This window comes from Kluyvera sp. 142486 (genome assembly GCF_046569695.1).
Taxonomy (GTDB): domain Bacteria; phylum Pseudomonadota; class Gammaproteobacteria; order Enterobacterales; family Enterobacteriaceae; genus Kluyvera.
In genome coordinates this window covers 376,764-392,223 of record NZ_JBKHUI010000001.1, presented here as the reverse complement: position 1 = coordinate 392,223, position 15,460 = coordinate 376,764, and the positions used below count along the sequence as shown (strand labels likewise).

The following is a 15,460-nucleotide window of genomic DNA, read 5'->3' as shown; positions in this document are numbered from 1 at the left end:
GAAATCCCGGGCATCGACCCGGGATTTTTTTGCCTATAGGGTTGCGGGGGATCACACTCCGGAAAGAAAACCAAAAATCATAAATCTGCAGGCAATTTCTACAATTGTTCCTCACGCATCACTTCTGAATACTGATTCGCAAATGTTAACACCGTGTGCTTACCCTTCATCATTAGCCAATGATTTCGGGTACTTATCAGCGACTCAGGAGACCGGCTATGACCCCGATTTATAAAGACCCTCAGCGCCCGATTCAGGAACGCGTAACAGATTTACTGGCGCGTATGACCCCCGAAGAAAAATATGCCCAGATGCATGCCTGGTGGCTGGTGCTATCGGAAGACGGCAATCATCGTGAGAGAACGGATATGAGCGATGAGTTTGCTGGCGTCAGCGAGCAGACGTCTCTCAGTGAACGTTTAAAACTGGGTGTCGGGCAAATCACCCGCCCACTGGGCACCCATATTGTGGACGCCAAAACCGGTGTACGCGCAGCTAACCGCCTGCAAAAAATGATGATGGAAGAGACGCGGCTCGGCATCCCCGCGCTGTTCCACGAAGAGTGTCTGGTTGGGCTGCTGTGCAAAGACGCGACGCTGTTCCCATCCTCGTTGAACTATGGCTCAACCTGGGATGCGGAGTTGGTTAAGCGCGCCGCGCAGCAAATTGGCGAAGAGGCTCGCTCTACCGGCTGCAAGCAGGGGCTGGCCCCGGTGCTGGATGTCTCCCGCGACGTGCGCTGGGGGCGTACGGAGGAGACCTTCGGTGAAGACCCGTGGCTGGTGGGGGTGATGGCCTGCGCCTACGTGGAGGGCCTGCAGGGCGAAAAGCGAGACGTGCTGGCGACGCTGAAGCATTACGTTGGCCACTCGTTTAGCGAAGGGGCGCGTAACCATGCGCCGGTGCATCTGGGCTTTCGTGAACTGAACGATACTTTCCTGCTGCCGTTTGAAATGGCGGTGAAGCAGGCCAACGCAGGTTCAGTGATGCCGGCCTACCACGATATTGATAATCAGCCGGGCCACAGCGACAGCTTCCTACTGACAACAGTCCTGCGTGAGCGCTGGGGGTTTGATGGCATCGTGGTGGCGGACTACGGCGGCGTGAGCCTGCTGCATCAGCATCACGGGGTGGCGCAGGATGCGGCAGAATCGGCGGCGCTGGCGTTCAACGCCGGGCTGGACGTTGAACTGCCAAAAGACGACTGTGCGCGTCATCTGGCGGAGGCGGTTGCTCGTGGGTTGATTACGCCCGAGAAAATCGACGAGATTGTGGCGCGTACTCTGACCGAGAAGTTCCGTCTCGGCCTGTTTGAGCATCCGTATACCGATGAAAATGCGATTTCGTTGCAGTCCGATGCCACCCGGCAAGTTGCGCGCGAAGTCGCTACGCGTTCTATCACGCTGCTGGAAAATCGTCAGGCGCTGCCGCTCACCGGTAAACCGAAGCTGGCGGTGGTGGGGCCAACGGCTGACGACCCGCTGGCGCTGCTGAGCGGCTACAGTTTCCCGGTACATCTGATCATCAGCGACATGATGGAGAAAACCTCACAGGTCACTACGCCGCTGGCGGCGCTGCGCCATTATCTGGGGGACGACCATGTCCGCTATGCCAAAGGCTGCCACATCATTGAGCAGCGCATGGCCGGTGCGCCGGTCTTCCCAGGTGATAGCTCAGGTAAACCGATGCAGTCTTCGCCGGTCTCACATGACCTGAGTCTGATCCCCGAGGCGGTGCGCGCGGCGCAGGCGAGCGATGTGGTGGTGGCCTGCGTGGGTGACCTGGCTGGGCTATTCCAGAGCGGCACGGTTGGAGAAGGTTCGGATACCGACAGTCTGAACCTGCCGGGCGTACAGCAACAGCTTTTACAAGCGCTGGTGGATACCGGTAAACCGGTCGTGGTGGTGATGACCGGTGGCCGGCCTTACAACCTTCAGGGGCTGGAGTCTAAAGTCGCTGCTCTCATGCTGGCATGGGCGCCAGGGCAAGAAGGCGGTTGGGCGATTGCTGATATCCTAACCGGCCGCGCCGAACCGCAGGGGCGTCTGGTAGTCAGCGTGCCGAAAAGCGCGGGGGCAATGCCGTTCTACTATAACCACAAGCTGAAAAGCGGCGGCACGCCGTTCGCCTTCCACTTCGGCGCGCTCTACCCGTTTGGCTATGGTAAAGGCTGGGGAGAATTTAGCTACGGCACGCCGCAGTTACTGCAAAATCAGGTCGCTATCGACGGTGAAATTACCCTTAGCATCACGGTTAAAAATAGCGGCGAGCACCGCGGCAGTGAAGTGGTTCAGTTGTACGTGCGGGATAAGGTTGCTTCAATGGTGCGTCCATTGCAGGAGTTAAAAGCCTTCCAGCGGGTGACGTTGTCATCGAATGAACAGGCCACGCTGACCTTTACCGTTCCGGTCGATATGCTGAACTTCACTCGCTACGACGGTCAGCGCATTGTCGAGCCCGGCGAGTTTGAACTACAGGTGGGCAGTTCGTGTGCGCAGATTCATGGGCGAGCAACGGTGCAGGTGATGGGGGAAACTCGCGTCCTGCCGTTTGACTGGCGCATGATGAGCCGCTGTGAAGTACGGTAATTTCCCCTTATACCCGGAGGCGGCGTAGGGCGCTGACTCCGGGATGTTGCCAGATGGCAGGCAAAAAAAAAGCCCAACGTGGGAGTTGGGCAAAGACTACACACAGCAATTCGGTGTTTCTCTCAGGGGATATATAAATCAAGGGGTTGATCTAGTACCTTGGAACTTATACTAGGCCATGCCCGGTTTTAGCGTCGATCAGATTCGTCTCAATAGTTAAAGAAATGTGAATAATTTCCGTAGCATGTCGCAGAAAGCAAAGGAAAGGCGCTGGGTGGGGCGGGGGAAAAGTGAATTTTGCTTAAGTAAACAGGCGGGTTGCCCCGCCTTTTTTTATATTACGGTTTCGGATAGTTATTCTGCTCAAGCTCAGTCAGCTCTTCCAGAACCTGATCCGGATCTCGTGACGGCGGCGGCACTTCGTGCAGCCAGGCATCAAACAGGCGCCAGGAGACGGCTAACAGCACCGGGCCAATGAACAGGCCAATCATGCCGAAGGCGACCAGGCCGCCGATAACGCCGGAGAGGATCAGAATCATCGGCAGGTCAGCACCCATGCGGATAAGCATCGGGCGAATCACGTTATCCATCGTCCCGACCACGACGCTCCATACCAGCAACACCGTGCCCCAGGTGGTGTCACCCGTCCAGTAGAGCCAGATAATGCACGGAACCAGCACGATCAACGGCCCCAACTGCACCAGGCAGGAGAAGATCATCACCACGGTCAGCAGCGTAGCGTACGGCACGCCAGAGATGCCGAGGCCAATACCGCCAAGCACCGCCTGCGTCAGCGCGGTGACGACCACGCCCAGCGCAACGGCGCGAATCGCCTGGCCTGCCAGCAGCACCGCCGCATCGCCGCGTTTCGCCGCCAGACGGGTCGCGAAGTAGCGCATACCAAATGCCACCTTTTCACCTTGCCAGTACAGCAGGGCGCTGAACAGCAGCATCAAGGTGCTGTGCATCAGGAAACGCCCGACGTGCGCGGCCTGGCCGACAAACCAGGTGGTCGTGGTGCCGATATATGGGCGAACCTTCGCCATCAGCGCGCTGCCGCCCATATCCAGCAGGCTATGCCAGCCGCTGTAGAGTTTGGCGCCAACAAAAGGAATGCTGTTCAACCAGGCCAGATCGGGCAAGCTCAGCGTGCCGCTGGTAATGGCGTGTACCAGCGGCGTGGAGCCGTCAACCAGGCTGTTAACGAGCAGCGCGATGGGGATAACGAACAGTAAAAAAAGCAGCAGCGTCATGACCAGTACGGCCAAAGAACGGCGGCCAAAAAGTTTGCGCTGGAACCAGAGCAGCACCGGCCAGGTGGCAATAACGATAGTTGATGCCCAGGCGAAGCCCAGAATAAACGGCTGAACTATCCATAAACAGGCGATGATCATCAGTGCCAAAAACAGCACGGATAGCAGTATTTGTGGAATATCACGAGGCCGAGGATTCGTGTTCATAAATGAGTTTTACCTTCAGTTGCTTGTCAGCGTGTTGACGCAGCGTAAATCCGTTCATTGATAATAATATCAATAAATTCCCGGCGCTGATTCTGCGACAAAATCTACCGGGCGTATAAGAAAAAAATGTGATAAAAGAATAACTGCACCACGCAAACGATTAATTACTCTCTACACATCATCTTTGCCGCTTGGCGCCACGCGTAGACCGGCAAGATTTTGTGCGTACAACACAACATTCAGAAAGGGTCACAAGTAATGATCCCACAGATTTCCCAGGCACCTGGCGTAGTTCAGCTGGTGCTGAATTATTTGCAAGCACTGGAGCAACAAGGCTTTACCGGCGACACCGCCACCCGCTATGCCGACAGGCTGACGATGGCGACCGATAACAGTATCTACCAGCTTCTTCCCGACGCGGTGATCTTCCCACGTTCGACCGCAGACGTTGCGCTTCTGTCCCGTTTAGCGGCAGAAGAGCGCTTCCAGTCCCTGATTTTCACTCCGCGCGGCGGCGGTACTGGCACCAACGGCCAGGCGCTGAATCAGGGCATCATTATTGACATGTCTCGCTACATGAACCGCATCATTGAGATCAACCCGGAAGAGGGTTGGGTGCGCGTTGAAGCGGGGGTCATTAAAGATCAGCTTAACCAGTATTTAAAACCTCATGGTTATTTTTTCGCCCCTGAGCTGTCGACCAGTAACCGCGCGACGCTGGGAGGGATGATTAATACCGATGCCTCCGGGCAGGGGTCGCTGGTGTACGGTAAAACGTCTGACCATGTACTTGGCGTTCGCGCCGTGCTGTTGGGCGGCGATATTCTCGACACCCAGCCGGTGCCGGTGGCGCTGGCCGAAACGCTGGCGAAAGAGCAGTCGGCGGCGGGGCGTATCTACCGAACCGTTTATGAACGCTGCCGGGAAAACCGTCAGCTGATTATCGACAAATTCCCGAAACTGAACCGCTTCCTCACGGGCTACGACCTGCGCCACGTCTTTAATGACGAGATGACCGAGTTTGACCTGACGCGCGTGTTGACGGGTTCAGAAGGCACGCTGGCCTTTATCACTGAAGCGCGGCTGGATATCACGCCGCTGCCGAAGGTACGCCGGCTGGTAAACATCAAATATGACTCCTTTGATTCTGCGCTGCGTAACGCGCCGTTCATGGTCGAAGCGCGCGCGCTGTCCGTCGAAACGGTAGACTCTAAGGTGCTAAACCTGGCGCGGGAAGATATTGTCTGGCACTCGGTGAATGAACTGATTACCGACGTGCCGGACAAAGAGATGCTGGGGCTGAATATCGTCGAGTTCGCGGGCGACGACGAAGCGCTGATTGAAGGTCAGGTGTCGGCGCTATGCCAGCGGCTGGACGAGCTGATTGCCCAGCAGGAAGGGGGCGTTATCGGCTGGCAGCGCTGCAACGAGCTGGACGGTATCGAGCGTATCTACGCGATGCGTAAAAAAGCAGTCGGCCTGCTCGGCAACGCCAAAGGGGCCGCTAAGCCGATTCCGTTTGCGGAAGATACCTGCGTGCCGCCGGAACATCTGGCGGACTATATTGTTGAATTCCGTGCGCTGCTCGATAGCCATGGCCTGAGCTACGGCATGTTTGGTCACGTCGACGCTGGCGTGCTGCACGTGCGCCCGGCGCTGGATATGTGCGACCCGCAGCAGGAGATCTTAATGAAAAAGATCTCCGACGATGTGGTGGCGCTGACCGCTAAATACGGCGGCCTGCTATGGGGCGAACACGGCAAAGGCTTCCGCGCGGAATACAGCCCGGCATTCTTTGGTGAACAGCTTTACGCCGAGCTGCGCAAAGTGAAAGCCGCCTTTGACCCGGACAACCGTCTGAACCCTGGGAAAATCTGCCCGCCGGAAGGCGTGGATGCGCCAATGATGAAGGTGGATGCGGTAAAACGCGGCACCTACGATCGCCAAATCCCCGTGACCGTTCGTTCGGCGTGGCGCGGAGCGATGGAGTGCAACGGCAACGGTTTGTGCTTCAACTTTGACGCCAAAAGCCCGATGTGTCCGTCGATGAAGATCACCAACAACCGTATGCATTCGCCGAAAGGCCGCGCAACGCTGGTGCGTGAATGGCTGCGCTTGCTGGCGGATCGTGGCGTAGACCCGCTGCTGCTGGAAAAAGAGCTGCCGGAGAAACGCGCAAGCCTGCGGTCGATGATCGAACGTACTCGCAATAGCTGGCATGCCCACAAAGGGGAGTATGATTTCTCGCATGAAGTGAAAGAGGCGATGTCCGGCTGCCTGGCCTGTAAAGCCTGTTCCACCCAGTGCCCGATTAAAATTGATGTGCCGGAGTTCCGCTCTCGCTTCCTGCAGCTCTACCACACTCGCTATCTGCGCCCGGTGCGCGATCACCTGGTGGCAACGGTCGAAAGCTACGCGCCGCTGATGGCGCGAGCGCCGAAAACCTTCAACTTCTTTATGAGCCAGCCGCTGGTACGCAAGCTGTCGGAAAAACATATCGGTATGATCGATTTGCCGCTGCTTTCCGTGCCGTCGCTGCAAAAGCAGATGGTGACCCACCGTTCGGCAAATATGACGCTTGAGCAACTGGAGTCGCTGGCGCCTGAGCAAAAAGCACTGACCGTGCTGGTGGTGCAGGATCCGTTCACCAGCTACTACGATGCGCAGGTGGTGGCGGACTTTGTTCGTCTGGTTGAGAAATTGGGCTTCCAGCCGGTGCTGCTGCCGTTTTCGCCGAACGGCAAGGCGCAGCATATTAAAGGTTTCGTTAGCCGCTTTACGAAGACGGCGCAAAAAACCGCTGATTATCTCAACCGCGTGGCGGAATTGGATATGCCGATGGTCGGGGTCGACCCCGCGCTAGTGCTCTGCTATCGCGATGAGTACAAGCAGGTGCTTGGCGATAAGCGCGGTGACTTCAACGTCATGCTGGTGCACGAATGGCTACCGCAGGTGCTGGAGCGCAAAGAAAATACGCTGCTGTCCGGTGAACCCTGGTATCTGTTTGGTCACTGCACTGAGGTAACGGCGCTGCCGACGGCACCAAAACAGTGGGCGACGATCTTTGCCCATTTCGGTGCGAAGCTTGAGAACGTCAGCGTTGGCTGCTGCGGTATGGCTGGAACTTATGGGCATGAAGTGAAAAACCACGCTAATTCGTTGGGCATTTACGAGCTTTCCTGGCATCAGGCGATGCAAAGGCTTCCCCGTAATCGCTGTCTGGCGACCGGATATTCGTGCCGAAGCCAGGTGAAACGTGTGGAAGGTAATGGAGTGCGCCATCCGCTGCAGGCGCTGCTGGAGATGATAGGATGATCTGGAAACGACAAACAACGCTCGAAGCCCTCAATGCGATGGGTGAAGGCAATATGGTGGGGCTGCTGGATATTCAGTTTGATCATATCGATGACGATTCGATCGCAGCGACGATGCCGGTGGATCACCGTACGCATCAGCCGTTTGGGCTGCTTCACGGCGGCGCCTCAGTGGTGCTGGCGGAAACGCTGGGTTCGGTGGCGGGCTATCTGTGTACCGAAGGGGAAGACCGGGTGGTGGGGCTGGAAGTTAACGCCAACCATATTCGCTCTGCCCGCAACGGGCGCGTACGCGGCGTGTGCAAAGCGCTGCACGCCGGTCGTCGCCATCAGGTCTGGCAGATTGAAATTTTCGATGAGCAGGGGCGTTTATGCTGCTCTTCACGCTTAACCACCGCCGTCGTCTAGTCTAACCGGACGGTATGGCTTCCCATTCCGGGGAGCCATACCGTTTCCTGCCTCATTACTGCAACAGCGCATCCGGCGCGATATTCATATTCTTTAGCACTGGCCCCATGATATTGCCAAAGATCGGTGCTGCCACTGAGCCACCAAAGTGGGTGCCTGCGGTTGGGTTGTTTACCACCACCACCAGCGCCACTTCAGGATGGCTGACCGGCGCGACGCCCGCGGTGTAGTTCACGTAGCCGCCATCATATTTACCGCTGTCGCCCAGCTTCTCTGCTGTCCCGGTTTTGGTTGCCAGGCGATAACCTGGCACGGCAGCTCTCACGCCGCTACCGCCGGGCAGAACGTCGCTCTCCATCATATGAACCACTGTTTTGACAATGTTCGGATCGGCAACCTGCTGGCCCATGACCGGCGGTGTGACTTTGGTTATCGACAACGGTCGATAGACGCCATAGGAACCCATCGTGGCGTACTCACGGGCAATTTGCAGCGGCGTAACGCGAAGGCCATAGCCAAATGAGAAGGTGGCGCGTTCAATGTCCGCCCACTGCCGGCGGTGGAGCGGGAAGTAGCCCACGCTTTCGCCGCTCAGGCCGAGGTCGGTTGGTTTACCGAGGCCAAACGCCTGATAGGTATCGACCAGCGCCTGCGCCGGCATCGCGAGGGCAATATGGGACACGCCGATATCGCTCGATTTTTGTAAAATACCGGTTGGCGTGAGCTGCGGCCAGTGGCCAACGTCACGGATCAAATGCCCGTTCACGCGATAAGGCGTGGTGTTCAGCAGCGTATTAGGCTGGATGATATTGCGCTCCAGCCCTTCAATAATCACCAGCGGCTTCACCGTGGAACCCGGTTCAAAGCTGTCGTTGATCGCCACATCGCGCATCTGCGTCTGGGTGGCGTTATCAAAGTTATTCGGGTTATAGGAAGGATAAGAGGCCATCGCGAGGATTTCGCCAGTATCAATTTTAACCAGCACCGCCGCGCCGGAATCGGCCTTATTCAACAGAACGCCATCGCGCAGTTTGCTATAAAGGGTGTACTGATCGAACTTATCGATACTGAGCTGCACCGTCGGTGCCTGTTTTGGCGCATCGTAATTTAATACGCTGATAATGCCGCCATTGGCATCCTTACGGTAAATTTCTTTTCCCGGTTCACCCTGCAGAATATTGTCGTAGCCTTTTTCAACCCCGTTCAGGCCGGTATTATCTGCGCCGACAATGCCAATTAAGGGGGCGGAGGCTTCGCCCATTGGATAGAAGCGGCTGTCGTCGTAAATTTCGCTGATGCCTTTTATATGAAGGTCAGCAACATCCTTGGCGATACCGAGTTCAACTTTGCGCCCGAGAAAAAGAAAGTGGCGGTGTGCGTTCTGATAAATTTTGCTCGCAATTTGGTCTGGCGTGGTATTTAACGCCGCCGCAAGGTATTGCCATTTGGGGTCGCGGAAATTAGGGCTATCCTCAACCACTTTAACCGGATCGACCACCACATCGCGCGAAGGTACGCTCATCGCCAGTGCTTCACCGTTCCGGTCTACAAGCGTTCCACGGTTTGTTGGCAGCACCACGGTGCGCAGTGAACGTTGATCGGCCTCGCGCGCCAGCATCGGGTGATTTAAAAATTGCAGATCCGCCACTCGCACCAGTAAAACAGCAAGGCAAAACAGAATACCCAAGCAGAGTATTATGTAACGAGATGTAATAAATGAGTCTTTATTTTGCTTTTCTGTCGATTTTGTTTTCATTTGTAACATTAAACCACATGAATTTTTATTTTTTTTAATTAAAAGGCAGGCGGTCAGCGGTTTAATCGCGACCACAATGATGCGATGCAAATATCCATTTACCAGACGACCTGAATAATCAGTTTACAGGGAACGTCATTGATAACAAGTCATTAAGTTAACAGATTATTTCAACGTGGAAGAGATATTATCCTGAGCCAGATAGGGGACGTTCGAAGGGATATAGCGAATGATAGCGGCAAAAAAACCACCTAAGGAAGCTTTTATCATTAACGACTGCGTGGGTATTCCGCACGTCACCGGGACGTTATCGGAATTATCCGGCTTAGTTGGCTAACGTTGCTTCAGCTACCGTGCAGGTTAAACCTGAGCACATGGTTACCTTTTCACCATTGCAGCAGCGCTGAATATTGTGACCATCACCTTGCCGTGCAGGGAAAGCATCGTTGATGCTATGACCAAACATACCGTCAGGCGCATTTAAATATAAAACGGATTCTTTGCTTATCTTTTACCGTTGTTTTTATTAAATAAACCATAGTAAAAATAGATAACGTTCGTTTTTAATATTTAATACTGGATAAAACAAGTGAAGACAGCGTTCATTCTCTATCGCTATGATATGGCTTAGATTTAATAATTATTATTTTGTCTTAGCGTGGCGATATTTCTATGCTTTAAATGACGTGATTCAGGTTCTCTTAGAACCAAAGATAATCCACGTTTTCTGTTGCAAGGTAACCAAATGAATAAAAAAACAATTATTATCACAGGTCTGTTTTTTTACAACGTACAGCCATGCAAGTGCACTCTATTTCTATGATATTGGTACCGAAGATACTGCATTGGCAGGCGCGGGACAGGCGGCACACGCTCAGGATGCGTCAACGCTATTGACCAACCCAGCAGGCATGACGCGTTTACCGGAGCACATGGTAACCGGCGGGCTGCAGGCAATGGGGGAAATATCCCCTATACGCTGGATGATGAAACGGCGGGACGTCAAAGCCCGGGTAATATCATGAAGCTTTTTCCCAACGCGAGCATGTTTTATACCCAACGTTTAAGCGATACGGTTTCAGCTGGCCTGGGTTTGTACGGCAACTATGGGCTCGGGATTGATTTTGGCAATTGGGCAGGGGATCGTCTGATTAAGAAAAGTACCATGGTAGCGATGACGCTCAGCCCCGGTATTGCCTGGAAATTAAGTGATAAGGTTTCAATTGGTGCGGCAACCGGACTGAACTACGGAGTACTTTCACTGACGCGAAACGTCGATGGCAATGACGAAAAACAAAACGACCATGATTGGGCGATGAATTACCGCCTGGGTTTGTTGATGGATTTAACCGCGCAAACACGGGCAGGTATTACCTGGACGAGTAAAACGGATTATCACTTTAATATTGATGGTAAAGCGCGTTTCCCTAATGTGCCAAACGTTGAGTACATCCTGCCGATTGCCGCGCAGATTCGTGCGCCCCAGCAGATAATGATGAGCCTGGTTCACGATGTTAATAAACAGTGGTCGGTAATGGGCGACCTTGGCTGGCAAGACTGGAGCCAGTTTGGCAGTCCGCAGATTTCAGTTAACGGACAATCCACTGATAAAACCAACCGACTGAAGGATACGTGGCATACGGCATTAGGGGTTCAGTATCGCCCGGATGAGCAGTGGCGAGTTAACGCTGGCGTAGCGTTTGACAGCACGCCGTACAAATCACAAAGCGACGTCGCGCTTTCCCTGCCGACCGGCGACGAGTGGCGTTTTGCCACCGGAGCGCAATATCAGATTACGCCTGCCAGCAATATAGGGGTGGCGGTGGAATACCTGCATATGCAGTCTTCACAGGTTAAATCAGCGGCATTTGGCGGTAGATACAACCACCCGTGACTATGGTTTGCGAGCGTCAATTATAGCTACCAATTTTAAGCTGAATAACCGCTTCCCGTACCGAAACTGCGATGGTGTCCAGAATTCAGGTTATCCGATTTATCCAGAAATAAACAAGTTATCGATTATCAGCACACGCTAAAAAAACTATTGTAGCGCCACTTCTTAAGTCACTCACTGACAAATGGCAACGCTATAATAGGATGATTATGAAAAAGGCGCTTATTACACTCATTATTGCAAATGCACTGACGGCGACTACCGCTTTCGCGGCAGCAGATGCTGGAACCTGGTACACCGGCGGTAAGTTTGGCTGGTCACACTATTCGGATACCAGCACCAGTCAGCAGACCAATGCCGACGGAAATAAGTTCGGCGATGTAGGCAAGAATAGCGATAATGTGGGCGGCGGCGTATTTACGGGCTACCAGATTAACCCTTGGCTGGCCGTTGAAGGTGGCTATGATTATTTAGGTAATATGCAGTTTAATGGCCGAAATGGCGCATCGGGTTCTCAGATGAAAAGCCAGGGTCTGCAGTTGTCATTAAAAGCCAGCTATGGCCTGACGGATAGCTGGGATCTGTATGGCCGCGCAGGGGCGATGGGCTATCGCGCCGAGTCTGATATTAAAGGCCACAATCGTTTTGATACCGGTGTGCGTCCTGTGGTCGCCGTCGGTACAGAATATGCCTTTAATAAGAACTGGGCTGGCCGTCTGGAATATCAGTGGGTGAGCAATGTGGGTAATGAAAACCAGATTGGCGTGTCAAGCGATGTCCACTCTGTCACGGCGGGTCTCTCGTACCGTTTTGGTCAGCACGATGATGCTGCGGTTGTCGCCACACCAACTGCCGCCGTTGTTGCCGCACCGCAGGCCCAGCGTTTTAACTTAAAATCCGACGTGATGTTTGGTTATGATTCCGCGGCATTAACGGCTGAAGGTAAAGCGGCTATTGCCCAGCTCTATCACAACCCTGGAATGCAGCCAGCGAACGAAAAAACGACGGTGGTTATTGGCTATAGCGACCGTACCGGTGCTGCCAATTATAACCAGCAACTTTCCGCCCAGCGTGCGCAGGCTGTTGCCGATGAGCTAGTCGCTTTGGGGATGCCTGCGGGCAACATTACCGCCGAAGGGCATGGTGTCAGTGATTCAGTGACCGGTGCGAGCTGTGATGGGCAGTCTGGCCAACAGCTGATTAACTGCCTGGCGCCAGACCGTCATGTGGTGGTTGAGATTACTGACAAACAGTAATTCGGCGCTAAAAAAGCCCTTCTTATCTTCGGATAAGAAGGGCTTTTTTTAATCACATAACAGAGAGTTCAATGCGCTACTAAGATTTTGTAATCCGCTCATATTGGCTTCTTGCAGATAGTAGCTGTTAACCGACTGAATTTTATCTAATTTCGATAATAAACTGTACACTTTGTGTGTTGTGCTTTCAGAATCAAAAATTGCTTCAATATCAATGCTATTAAGGAACTCTTTCTTTAGGTAACACTGGAGCTGCTTGATGGTGTATTTGTTTCTGTGTTGAAGGCAATGCATGTTGCTTTGATTCTGCGATCTATCTGTTACTTTGCATTTTATTATTGGCACCTGCAGCATTTCAATTTTCATCAATATCTTTCGTGAAACTTGTTCACACGGGGTTAACGTCCCCGACAGTATGAGTGTATGAAGGGTTCTCATTACCTTTTCCTCTTTATGTATAGAACCCAACTTAATATCATAATCACGACTCTATACGGTGATGATTTTTGATTTATAAATAAACTTCACTGCCTATTAAGGAAGTTTAGAATTAAATTGTTTTCTGCTTAACGCTGCATGAGCTGAATGGTACGATTTTTAACCAATTCAATCTTTGCTATGATATGAGCGCTGTTGAGAACAAATATGTTTATTGAATCGTTAGTTTCAAAATTCAAAACTAAACTGTGGGGCTATTTTCTCCCCTTACTTACCGCTGGAAGTTTGAAAGATGGTGAGGTCTACAACTACTACGGCGTTTATTTTTCAGACGTAAAGCAAGAGAAATATCAGCTGGTCAAGCTGATTGGTAAAAGCGTCGTGCTTGAAAGATGGAATGCCGAGCAACATGCATATGCTACAAGATTGAATATAGCGATTAGCGAGATTGAGAAGATGAATGTTGAAATCATTCATTGGAAAAAGTACGGCCCACTCCGGTTCGACTCTATTGCCCTTTTTGCGATTAACTATTTTACGCGTATCGCCTATTTTAAGAACCTGTTTACCCGTACTAAAAATAACCTGTTGGTGCAGTTTACGCATAACAGGGAAATGACCGGGCTTGATCGTATCACGCTGATGAAAATGCTGGTGAACGAGTATGTACGCCAATCGCCTGAGAAGACGCATACCGGTGTGACCGGTAATGAAGTGAGTGACTTGCTGTACGGCACGCTTTGGTATCACCATATAAAAAATGAAGACTTTAGACGTAAGATTTTGCTACTGCTGCAATCGCTGGTGATTACTGGCGACGTCAAATTTGAAGAGGGCAAGTACCTTATTCAAGGTCAGGCGATTTCTACGATCGTCGCGTGGGAGTCGGGTGCAAGAAAGGATAAACAGCAACTCAGGATCCAGAAAAATATCAATCGCTTAATGCTGATTATTACCGCCTCAACGCTAATGATTACGCTGGCTATTTTAGCCCAGGCAGGCATTGTTAACCTGCATAATCTTTGGTTGCATCTGACCCAGCTGAAGCCTATTCGCCTGTTATTTAAATTACTCTAATACCAGGCGTTGAAACCAAGCTAATCCCTGGCTGATGACACCTGGTTTCGCCCAGCTTGTTTGGCTTTATAGAGTTCTTTATCGGCATCTTCAGCCAGTTTTTCCAGAGTACTGCCCGTTCTCCACTGGGCAACGCCGAAACTCGCGCTAAGCCAGGAAGAGTGCTGGGAACCTTGATGCGGAATCTTTGCATCACTGATAGTCTGGCGAATTCTCTCCGCAATCATAACGGCTTCCTGAATGTGGTTGCAGCGACTGAGCACGATAAATTCTTCACCGCCAAAACGGAACGCGGTATCCGTTGATTTTCGGAGCGACTGGGATAGGCATTTTGCGGTCTTCACCAGGCATTCATCACCGGCGACATGGCCATAGAAATCGTTATACTGTTTGAAAAAATCGATATCCATGATGATCATAAATAGCTTCTCGCCCGGCTTCCTCAACAACTGGATATTCTCTTCGAAGTGCGTGTTCAGGCTGCCTTTGTTCAGCAAACCCGTCAGCGAATCGCGATGAGCCAGCCGCGTAAGCTTTTTAATCAGCATGCTTTTGGCGTATTCGCTGTTTTGGGTGCGGGTATACCATTCCAGAAGAATATACCGGGCGCTTACTACCACTGCGAAAATGATAATGGTCCCAGAGACTTGCAGCAGATTAAATTTTTCAAAAGATGTCAGTTCACTAAAGAACATCGAAAATACAATGGGCGTACAAAAAAGAATCAATATTCTGCCTGATATATAGAACGAAATGGTTGCCGGTAATAAAAGGGTGATGAGCAAGGCGAGGGAGGTTGCAGGCGTATTGTAGTTCTGAATCATAAAATAAAACATTCCGCCCCATAGCAAACCTAAAACTAGCACGAGAAGGGATAAGGTTAATGGCTGAAATTTCTTTTTGATATGCCTTCTCAAGTAAAATCCGAGCAACGAAATGATGATGGTAATAAAACACAACTTGTTGATGATGGTGCTGTTAAGGTAGTGGGATGAGTGAGTGACATTGCTGGCCAGTGTCCACAGACAAAAAATCACATTAAGGCTAAGAAACCAGATGTAGCCCCATGAGTTAACGATATCTAAAATTTTCTTACTGTCGGTCATTACCTTCATTGTCTACGGCTCGCAATGTTTAATTCCAGTCTGAAATTATAGTCTAAACACCAATGCCGCCACGTCTTGAATTCGTTTAAGACTGGACTAAGCTCAAATGAACCTACGGTGTTTAAGCCTTACGCTCAATAATAAAAATATATGTATCTGGGTG

8 protein-coding genes, 1 other RNA gene and 1 pseudogene are annotated in these 15,460 nt (G+C 52.0%); 6 read left to right on the top strand and 4 right to left on the bottom strand.

Annotated features, from left to right (window positions below):
- The first annotated feature begins 218 nt into the window (after positions 1–218).
- Positions 219–2,588: a glycoside hydrolase family 3 N-terminal domain-containing protein gene (locus ACLGE8_RS01935; RefSeq protein WP_410996017.1), complete on the top strand. Its 2,370-nt coding sequence runs from the start codon at positions 219–221 to the stop codon at positions 2,586–2,588.
- 61 nt (positions 2,589–2,649) lie between these two features.
- On the opposite strand, the gene rprA is transcribed toward ACLGE8_RS01935, so the two are convergent.
- An RNA gene (gene rprA, locus ACLGE8_RS01930) (antisense sRNA RprA) lies at positions 2,650–2,749 on the bottom strand.
- 177 nt (positions 2,750–2,926) lie between these two features.
- Positions 2,927–4,048 carry an AI-2E family transporter YdiK gene (gene ydiK, locus ACLGE8_RS01925; protein ID WP_410996016.1) on the bottom strand — a complete coding sequence of 374 codons (1,122 nt, stop codon included), beginning with the start codon at positions 4,046–4,048 and terminating at the stop codon, positions 2,927–2,929.
- A 258-nt stretch (positions 4,049–4,306) separates the two neighbouring features.
- Here ydiK and ACLGE8_RS01920 point away from each other — a divergent pair, with 258 nt between their 5' ends.
- Together ACLGE8_RS01920 and menI are read left to right on the top strand one after the other, a co-directional pair.
- Positions 4,307–7,363: an FAD-binding and (Fe-S)-binding domain-containing protein gene (locus ACLGE8_RS01920; protein WP_410996015.1), complete on the top strand. Its 3,057-nt coding sequence runs from the start codon at positions 4,307–4,309 to the stop codon at positions 7,361–7,363.
- A complete protein-coding gene (gene menI, locus ACLGE8_RS01915; RefSeq protein WP_410996014.1) occupies positions 7,360–7,770 on the top strand; it encodes a 1,4-dihydroxy-2-naphthoyl-CoA hydrolase in 411 nt (136 codons plus the stop codon). The genes ACLGE8_RS01920 and menI overlap by 4 nt, the downstream gene beginning before the upstream one ends.
- A 55-nt stretch (positions 7,771–7,825) precedes the next feature.
- Here the strand turns inward: menI and ACLGE8_RS01910 are convergent, their stop codons facing one another.
- On the bottom strand, positions 7,826–9,526 hold the full coding sequence (locus ACLGE8_RS01910; protein ID WP_410996013.1) for a penicillin-binding transpeptidase domain-containing protein: 1,701 nt from the start codon (positions 9,524–9,526) through the stop codon (positions 7,826–7,828).
- A 745-nt stretch (positions 9,527–10,271) separates the two neighbouring features.
- Here ACLGE8_RS01910 and ACLGE8_RS01905 point away from each other — a divergent pair.
- The 3 genes and pseudogenes from ACLGE8_RS01905 to ACLGE8_RS01895 all read left to right on the top strand — a co-directional run bounded on the left by ACLGE8_RS01905 (position 10,272) and on the right by ACLGE8_RS01895 (position 14,191).
- A pseudogene (locus ACLGE8_RS01905) lies at positions 10,272–11,420 on the top strand (OmpP1/FadL family transporter).
- Positions 11,421–11,629: 209 nt separating this feature from the next.
- The gene (gene ompA / locus ACLGE8_RS01900; RefSeq protein WP_410996012.1) at positions 11,630–12,676 is read left to right on the top strand and encodes a porin OmpA; all 1,047 of its coding nucleotides are present in this window, start codon (positions 11,630–11,632) and stop codon (positions 12,674–12,676) included.
- Positions 12,677–13,321: 645 nt separating this feature from the next.
- Positions 13,322–14,191, top strand: coding sequence for a hypothetical protein (locus ACLGE8_RS01895; protein WP_410996011.1), 870 nt, complete (start codon positions 13,322–13,324; stop codon positions 14,189–14,191).
- Between the two features lie 20 nt (positions 14,192–14,211).
- On the opposite strand, the gene ACLGE8_RS01890 is transcribed toward ACLGE8_RS01895, so the two are convergent.
- Positions 14,212–15,297 (bottom strand): membrane-associated sensor domain-containing protein, encoded by a 1,086-nt coding sequence (locus ACLGE8_RS01890; RefSeq protein WP_410996010.1) that lies wholly within the window; start codon positions 15,295–15,297, stop codon positions 14,212–14,214.
- Between the last annotated feature and the right edge of the window lie 163 nt (positions 15,298–15,460).